This window comes from Thermosipho sp. (in: thermotogales), from assembly GCF_020054775.1.
GTDB lineage: Bacteria > Thermotogota > Thermotogae > Thermotogales > Fervidobacteriaceae > Thermosipho > Thermosipho africanus.
Genome location: NZ_JAIHAP010000098.1, coordinates 1 through 5,716, shown reverse-complemented (window position 1 = coordinate 5,716; position 5,716 = coordinate 1). Strand labels below are relative to the sequence as shown.

General features: G+C 32.0%; 6 protein-coding genes. 1 reads left to right on the top strand and 5 read right to left on the bottom strand.

Annotated elements, in window-relative coordinates:
* Window positions 1–158: 158 nt before the first annotated feature.
* Window positions 159–692, bottom strand: a complete 534-nt coding sequence (locus JG780_RS10400) for a hypothetical protein (RefSeq protein WP_004101223.1) — start codon at window positions 690–692, stop codon at window positions 159–161.
* A gap of 302 nt (window positions 693–994) precedes the next feature.
* Here JG780_RS10400 and JG780_RS10395 point away from each other — a divergent pair, with 302 nt between their 5' ends.
* A complete protein-coding gene (locus JG780_RS10395; RefSeq protein ID WP_287570573.1) occupies window positions 995–2,683 on the top strand; it encodes a Na+/H+ antiporter NhaC family protein in 1,689 nt (562 codons plus the stop codon).
* A 40-nt stretch (window positions 2,684–2,723) separates the two neighbouring features.
* Here JG780_RS10395 and JG780_RS10390 read toward each other — a convergent pair whose 3' ends face one another.
* From JG780_RS10390 to JG780_RS10375, 4 genes are all read right to left on the bottom strand, one after another.
* Window positions 2,724–3,044, bottom strand: coding sequence for a hypothetical protein (locus JG780_RS10390; protein WP_012580010.1), 321 nt, complete (start codon window positions 3,042–3,044; stop codon window positions 2,724–2,726).
* Between the two features lie 4 nt (window positions 3,045–3,048).
* Window positions 3,049–4,305 (bottom strand): histidine--tRNA ligase, encoded by a 1,257-nt coding sequence (gene hisS / locus JG780_RS10385; protein WP_287570570.1) that lies wholly within the window; start codon window positions 4,303–4,305, stop codon window positions 3,049–3,051.
* Window positions 4,290–4,994, bottom strand: a complete 705-nt coding sequence (locus tag JG780_RS10380) for a tetratricopeptide repeat protein (RefSeq protein ID WP_004101211.1) — start codon at window positions 4,992–4,994, stop codon at window positions 4,290–4,292. The genes hisS and JG780_RS10380 overlap by 16 nt, the downstream gene beginning before the upstream one ends.
* Window positions 4,969–5,716: HAD family hydrolase (locus JG780_RS10375; RefSeq protein WP_287570568.1), on the bottom strand; the 748-nt coding region annotated here is incomplete at its 5' end. The genes JG780_RS10375 and JG780_RS10380, both read right to left, overlap by 26 nt.

The window sequence follows — 5,716 nt, the reverse complement described above, 5'->3', positions numbered from 1 at the left end:
TTTGTCGAAAAATATGGAAAGTGCAATGCCAACAAATATCAAGAGTGACCAAAACTCGCTATCTCTTAACAAGATACTTTTTCTATCGTATCCTAGAAATTTTAAAATAATAAACCTAAAAAGTACTATAAAAATAAGTGTAAATATTACTTCAAGCATTATTCAACCACCTCAATCAAATCCAAGGAAAGAAATTTTTTAATTGCAAATAAAATATCAAATTCATTTATGCTTATTTTGTTTGATATTTCACAAACTGTTATCCCATTTGAATTTACTGGTGGAATTAAAAATAGTATTTTCCCCTCTACTTCATTAAATTTAATCTTCTTATTATTCAAAATTACACCTTTTATTGTCTCTTTATTTAAATCATAGCTATATTTAAAATCTCCGGCCTTTTCCCTTACTCTTTTTCCTTTGAGATTAAAAATGTTCAAAATTTCATCTATATCAATGGTGATTTTTCCACCAATGTATCTATACTTTTTTGAAGGTCTTCCCACTTTTCTTTCCTCTTTAAATGAGACTATATTAAACTTTTCCATTATTTCAAGGTACCTCTGAACTGTAAAAGTATGATAGCCCAGTTTTTTTGCAATTGTACTTGGGTTCATATTTGGATTATTTTTCAAAAAATTAAGCACTTCAAAAAGCTGTGGTGATGAAATTACCTTTAAAAGTTCATTCATACTATCACCTTATTACCATTTATTTCAATTCCATTGAAATTATATCCTATATGAAATTATATGTCAAATTTTTACAAAATAATATTAGATTTACTCTCTGATATGAAAAAATAATTCTCTATCAGCAATTATTCATTACAGAATTTATATATTGTTCTTTTTAAGACTATTTAAATACTTTTTCTCTAAGATATATTTATGCTAAAATTTATTAAAAATAAGCATCTTTTTTTACAAAAAAGTTTCAAAACAATCAACTTACATAAATTGAATTTCCTATTACTCTCTAAAGGAGGGATTTCATGAAAAAAAACACTTTTGTAATTTTCATCTTAATAGTACTCTTATTAACAGCTTCATTAACATTTGCAAATAGTGAAAATACAGAGTCAGTGAAATATGGCTTCTGGTCAGTTATTCCACCTTTATTAGCTATCGTTTTAGCCTTTATCACAAAAGAAGTTATACTTTCACTATTAATAGGTGTTTTTTCAGGAGCAGTAATTAATGTCTTTGCAACATCTAATTCTAACTTTTTTATGAAAATAATAGAAAGTTATACGAAAACTTTTGAATATCCTGTAAACGCTTTAGCAGACAGTTGGCATGCAGGTATAATTATATTTACACTAACCATTGGAGGATTAGTCGGAGTTATTGCAAAAATGGGTGGAACTAGAGCAATTGCTAATGCTCTTGCAAAAAAAGCTAAAACTCCAAGAAGCGCTCAATTAGTAACTACATTAATGGGTGTTGTTGTGTTTTTTGATGATTATGCTAACACCCTTATTGTTGGTCCCACGATGAGGCCTTTAACTGATAAATTAAAAATTTCGAGGGAAAAATTATCTTACATTGTTGATTCAACAGCCGCACCTGTAGCAACTATGGCTGCTATATCCACATGGATTGGTTATGAATTAGGACTAATATCAGATGCATTCAATTCTCTAGGAACAAGTGTAAATCCATATAATGTATTTTTCAAATCAATTCCATATAGAATGTACGGCCTGTTTGCATTATTTATGGTATTTATGGTCGGCCTTTTGCTAAGAGATTTTGGTCCAATGTACGATGCTGAAAAAAGGGCGAGGTTAACTGGAAAAGTATTAGCGGACAATGCCGAACCAATGCTATCAACTGACTTTGAAAAAGAATTAGATAACTCAAATGTTCCTCTGAAAATTTCAAATGCTTTAATACCAATCCTTACACTAATCATCTTTGCATTTATAGGTTTATGGTATTCGGGTGGAGGAATAGAAAAACCTTTCAACTTTGAAGGAATTAGAAGTGCTTTTGGTGATGCAGATGCTTCTGCAGCACTAATTTGGGCATCAGCTCTGGCAAGTATTATTGCAATCATCATGGCTGTTTCTCAAGGTATTATGACTCTAAGAAAAGCTATAGAAGCATGGGTTGAAGGCGCAAAATCGTTGGTTATAACTACAATAATCTTAATTTTGGCATGGTCTATAGGTTCTATTGCAACTGATCTTGGTACAGCAGATTATTTAGTAAAAATAGTCTCTTCATCATTTCCAGGTTGGTTAATTCCTGCCTTAGTATTTATTCTTTCGTCAATTGTTGCATTTGCAACAGGAACTTCTTGGGGGACAATGGCTATAATGCTTCCTCTGGCTATTCCTTTAGCAGCTGCATATACAGGAAATGAACCTTCAACATTAGTATTTGCTACTTTGGGAGCTGTTTTAACAGGTTCAACATTTGGAGATCATTGTTCGCCTATTTCAGACACCACAATTATGTCTTCAATGGCTTCATCCGCTGATCACATTGATCACGTTAAGACACAACTACCATATGCAATTACAGCTGCAAGTATTGCCATTATCGGCTACCTGTTGGTAGGAATTGGTGTACCAATTTGGATTTCTTTAATAATTGGATTTTCTTCTATATTAGCAATATTAAGATTTTTTGGAAAATCAACCAATCCAAAAGATTTAAAAGAAGAAATGCAATAAAAGAGAGAGGGAACCCCCTCTCTCTTTTAGTCTAAAACTATCACTTTTGAAAATAGTATATATTTACCTTCTTATTACTAGGAAAAGTAAAGGTTATACAATTAATCTCTTTTTCTATTTTTTCATAATCTTTAACTACATATGCATTTTTTGTTGAATAGGAGGTTTCAAAAGAATCAAAAGGGGTGGTGTTTGGAAGGTTATAAATAGTTATCCAGAAAAGATCTTCTGAATACAATTGGAGTAATTCACGCTCAAGTATTTTAGAATACATTTTTTGTTGATACTCAATTGACGTGAAAACGGCAGTTACAGCTACAAAAACAAGGACTATAGCTATAACCGCCTCTATATAACTCATACTTTCACCCTTCAATCCACTCTTTAGCTGTTCCTACAACATAATCTCTTTCAATTTCTATCTGCTCTCCTGTTTCCATGTTTCTAAGTATCACAATATTTCTTTCAAGCTCATTTTCACCTACAATTACACAGAGTTTACATTTTAACCTTGCTGCATGTTTTAATTGGGCACTTAACCCTCTTTCCATTGTACTAAATACTACAGATATGCCATTGTCCCTTAAATCCTCGGCTATTTTTAATGCCTCAATTCTTGCTTGCTCTCCAAGGTGAGCAACAAATATCTCATTATTCTTTATCTCTTCAACTGGAATTTTTTCATTTTTTAACGCTATAATAAGCCTTTCTATTCCCATTGCAAAACCCAACGATGGTGTTTGACTTCCTCCAAGTTCCTTTATTAATTTATCATATCTTCCCCCACCACCAACTGCACTTTGTGCTCCAAGGTCTCCATGATGAATTTCAAAAACCACACCGTTGTAATAGTCAAGACCTCTTACAAGAAGCGGATCCTCTACATATTTAATTTTTAAATTATCTAATAATCTTTTAGTTTCTTCATAGTGATATTTGCAATCATCACACAAATAATCTGTAATCTTTGGAGCATCTTTTATATATTCAACGTCAACTTTACAATCGAGCAATCTTAAAACATTAGTATTATATCTTCTTTTGCAATCATCACATACGTAATCTAATTTATCTGAATAGTACTCTTTTAACGCATTTTTATAATTTGCTCTACATTTATCACAACCAATAGAATTGATCTTTATAGTATAGTTCAAAAGTCCAAGGTTCTTTAAAACTCTATCAGCAACAATTATTCCTTCTGCATCTGCAAGTGGTGAAGGAGAACCAATTAACTCTACTCCAAATTGATGAAATTGTCTTTGTCTTCCCTTTTGAGGCCTTTCGTACCTAAACATAGGACCGATATAAAATAACCTTTTGGGTAAGCCTGTTGCCATCATCGAATTTTCAATAAATGCACGAATGGTTGGAGCAGTTCCTTCAGGTCTTAACGTAATACTTCTTTGCCCCTTATCCTCAAAAGTATACATTTCTTTCTGGACAATATCCGTTTCCTCTCCAACACTTCTTATAAATAACTCTGTGGCCTCAAAAATGGGAGTTCTTATTTCAGAATAACCATATAGCCTTACAGTTTCTTTAACAACATTTTCAATATAATACCAGTACTTAATATCATCTCCAAAAATATCCTCTGTACCTTTTATTCGCTTGTACACCGTTTTTCCACCTCCGAAAGTCTCTGCCTTGCTTCCATTTTCCCCTCTTTGTTTATATAACTCCAAATTTTCATTCCAGGTATTTTAAGTGCTTTCTCATACATCTCTATTGCTTTTTTACATTCTTTTTTCTTTTCATACAACTTTCCAAGTTCTACATAGGTATAAACATGGTTAGGATTAAGCTCAAGTGCTTTTAAAAGATGCTTTTCAGCAAGTTCTAATTTCCCAAATGGTGTTTCAAGGTTTAATATACCATATAAAAGATGGGCAAGGTATTGATCTTGCCCAAGCTCAACCGATTTTTTTGCATAATTAAAAACTTTTGACGAATAAAAAAGTGCTAAAAGATAGTTTTTTTGAACATAATGCCCGTATACAAGGGCTGCTGCATAATAAACTTTCCAGTAGGTTTGTTCCTTTTCTAAAAGCTCATCTACGTACTTTTTGGCTAATTCTTGATAATCATTTTTTGGTATATTTTCACCCCAAAAATATAAATCTGTATATGCAAGAATTACTTCACATTTAAATTCAAGAGGTAATTTTTCGTATTCCAATGAATTAAGTATACTTAATACTTTTTTTTGATTTCTCTCACCAACAGCTATTTGAAGATCTACTATATCGTATGAAAAAGAAAAAACAGAAATTAAAATCAAGCTAAAGAACAAACTTTTCAATTGCAAAAGCTACTCCCCCTTCGTTATTTGAAAGGGTGACAAACCGTGATGTTTCTTTTACTTCGGCACACGCATTATCTACAGCAACCGGAAAACCAACCAATTTCATAGCTCCTAGGTCGTTATATCCATCCCCCAAAAACATAGTTTCTTCACTTTTTACGTTAAAATAATTCATTAAAAAGGCTACAGCTTCCTCCTTCGAAGATCCCGGGCCAAAAAATTCTATAAAACTCCAGCCATCAACAACTGTACTTTTTACAACGCTATATTTTCCAGGATACTTTTGCTTTATTATATCATTTATATACCAAATCTTTGATTCATCTCCTATTAAAACTACTTGCGCTACCTTTTCTCTCGTTATATATCTTAAAACATCATCCACATACCTTATTCTCCAACTATTTTGCTTAATATAGGTTACAAATCCTCCGTTATGCTCCTTGTCCATATACATATCAATTTCATCTAAAAAATATGAATACAAAATGTAATCGAGTTCAAATTTTCTTGCGTAATTTATAAGGTCCTTTGCAATGGCTGACTCTAATAACGACTCGTACAAAACTTTATTCTCCAAAGGCATGTAGATAAAAGCACCATTTTGCAGTATAACAGGAACATCCAAACCTAATTCATCAATATACCTTTTAGCCGAATAATAATTTCTACCCGTTGCAATACTTACATGAATCCCTTTTTCCATAGCTTTCCTTAAAGCAAAA